The sequence below is a fragment of the Pseudomonas sp. FFUP_PS_473 genome, assembly GCF_002858665.1.
Lineage (GTDB): Bacteria > Pseudomonadota > Gammaproteobacteria > Pseudomonadales > Pseudomonadaceae > Aquipseudomonas > Aquipseudomonas defluvii.
Map to the genome: position 1 here is coordinate 1 of NZ_PJQQ01000080.1, position 2,444 is coordinate 2,444.

The following is a 2,444-nucleotide window of genomic DNA, read 5'->3' on the forward strand; positions in this document are numbered from 1 at the left end:
CGCTGGCGACTCATGGCACCTCCTATTTGGGCCTCATTATGAGGCTTGGAGGTGTCTAGGGAACCAGGGGCGATTCACACCTCTAGAGTCTGGGTATTTGGCTTATCTTTGTTCTGGGCAGTTTCTCCGAATACGTCTGAAATCCAAGCTTGCCTAATCCGAAAAATTTTCATGGTGGTAAGCTTCCATGTTGTGTTTGAGAGGTTTGTTTGATCTCGATAACTTTTCCGTTTGTCGATATTGCAATTCAGTAGTGTGGGAAGATATTGAGTTTGGATGTTTTTCATATTTGATTTTCTGCTGTTCGTGTCCAGTTATGAGAACGTGATGGTGGTTCATGGGTGAGTAATGGATTGGCTGTGTGTCTGGGTAATTAAGTACAGGATTCGTGTTGTGTCAAGAGGTTGGGTTGAGGGGCGGGTGCTGGGGATATGTTGAGGTTTGGTGTGTTGATGGTTGTGCGATTTACTCGTGGTCTATATTTTGCCTGAGGCTGGTCTAGAAAATTGTGGTGAGTTAGACGTTTATTGCAGAGGTCTGCGCGGGTTGATGTGTTTGCATGGAGAGATAGAGTAAATTTTATCAAAGGGAAATCAGTCGTTTGTCGCCACATGGTTATCAATAACAGGTTAAAGGTTTGCAATGCCTAGGATCGCGACCGAGTAAATATTTTGCGTGTTTTATTGGTCGGAATATGACTGTCTGCCTTGGATTTTTTAATTTCAATATTTGAATTACTTGTGTTTTAGGCGAGCGGAAAGTTTCTGTGGGTTGCTTGCGATTTTGGTCGGTAGTGTCTATGGTTTATGAGGTTGTCGATTGAGGGTTTGCATATTGGTGGATGGATAAGTGCATGGACGTATCATTCCGGATGAGTGGAGGGCTTCGACATGGTTAAAGAAGTTAATAGTGCCATTGTGCCTCGCGTGGCGCATTTTTTTCGCGATGTTGATCTCAGAAGTCGGTCGTGCCCTGAATTTATACCTGAATCTTTTCCATCTTACTGCCAGCCAGATGACGATGATTGGTCGGCGGGACTTCTTCTCAGGGTCGCCTTACGTATGCATTATCTTTGGCCTACCTACGGCATCCGCGACGGCAACAGAACTATCCAGGGCGATCATCCAGCGGTCTGTTTTGCGAGATTTAGTCTGGCTGATCTGATTGCTGTGCGTGACGGTGTTGCCGCGCAGAATGGTGTGGTAACTCAGTACGCCATCACGTTTCCCCAAAAAACTGCCGAAGAAGGGGGCCTCCAGCCAGTGATCCAGTGGGTTGGCGAGCTGGCCTCCCTTCAGGATGGAACGCCAATCGATGGCGTGATGCGGGAGGATGCCGACAATCAGTACCGGTATATAGCCGATGGCCCCTACGCGTCCGATAAGCCGAGTGAATGTTCAGAATGGCGCTGGCGGTACCCCGGGAACTACCGTCGGCAAATCAAAAAGATTGAGGCTAATGGCTACGACGGCAACGTGATACCAGGTCTCGAACTCACTCAGAAGATGTGGACTGGAGTGGGCATCGTCGTGCCTGATATGCCGACGGCGCGCCTGCTCCAATACGACATCCTGTGCTTGATTGACCAAGGGCTTATTTCCGAGACTCATGTTGATCACATCCTCGTGTGCGACCAACTCCCCATGAGCATTGATGGTTTGGATGATGAAGAGCTACAGGAGGCTTTTTCCAAGGCCTGCTTTGATTTCAAATCCTGTATGAGTGTCTCAACGGGTGAGGTCGACGCTGTAGATTTGGACTTTTTAAATCGTGTCCTTATGCTGGAGAACTCGACTGCCAAGGAAGCCGTCCATGAATGCGGTGGCTGCTGGCTCTGGTTCCAGAACAACACCCACCCCTATGTCAGAGCCCTGATCAAGGCAGGTCGGGTCAAACCGAATCTCAAGGGGCGCTATCTTGCTTCGTTGGACGACTTGGATCGCGGGCGTGATCTGCGTGAGCGCCAAGCCATCGTAAAGGTGCTGTCTGAGCAACTTCGAGAAAAGTTTGGCATTCAGAGTACCTACTTCAGTGTACGGAAATCGTATTCCCCAGATGGGGCTCCTGTATACGCTGGCCGAATTTGGGGAGGAGGGTACTTCGTCTTGCCCAAGCCGGACGACGATGACGAGGATATGTGAAGGCATTGCTTCTCCGGATCGAGGAGAACACCATCAGCTCGCATGGCTTCCTTGCGGACAATTTCACCGTCTCGGATGGAATCCTATAACTCGTGAAGGAAAGTCGGAAATAGCCTCTGCGTCAACCAGCCCTAGAAAGGTTCACTTGGGCACGTGAAATGTGAATCAAACTGGCTTCGCAGGCGCCAAAATCACCCATCCGAGAGAACTGTAAGCCCCGAAAATGTGTTGGCGCTGATGGAAAATTGACCCACCCTGCCGATTGAAATTTGACCCAGGGCGGATTGCTGATTTTGTTACCAG

The 2,444-nt window shown here is 49.4% G+C and carries 2 protein-coding genes; one reads left to right on the plus strand and one right to left on the minus strand.

Going from position 1 to position 2,444, the window contains the following annotated elements; genetic code table 11:
• Positions 1 to 890: 890 nt before the first annotated feature.
• Positions 891 to 2,141, plus strand: coding sequence for a DUF4427 domain-containing protein (locus CYD26_RS24635; RefSeq protein ID WP_256588077.1), 1,251 nt, complete (start codon positions 891 to 893; stop codon positions 2,139 to 2,141).
• 121 nt (positions 2,142 to 2,262) lie between these two features.
• Here CYD26_RS24635 and CYD26_RS25340 read toward each other — a convergent pair.
• Positions 2,263 to 2,444: hypothetical protein (locus CYD26_RS25340; protein WP_218197071.1), on the minus strand; the 182-nt coding region annotated here is incomplete at its 5' end.

Bases quoted from the DNA above. Each gene is read 5' to 3' on its own strand.
- CYD26_RS24635 (WP_256588077.1), top strand. From the start codon at position 891: ATGGTTAAAGAAGTTAATAGTGCCATTGTGCCTCGCGTGGCGCATTTT.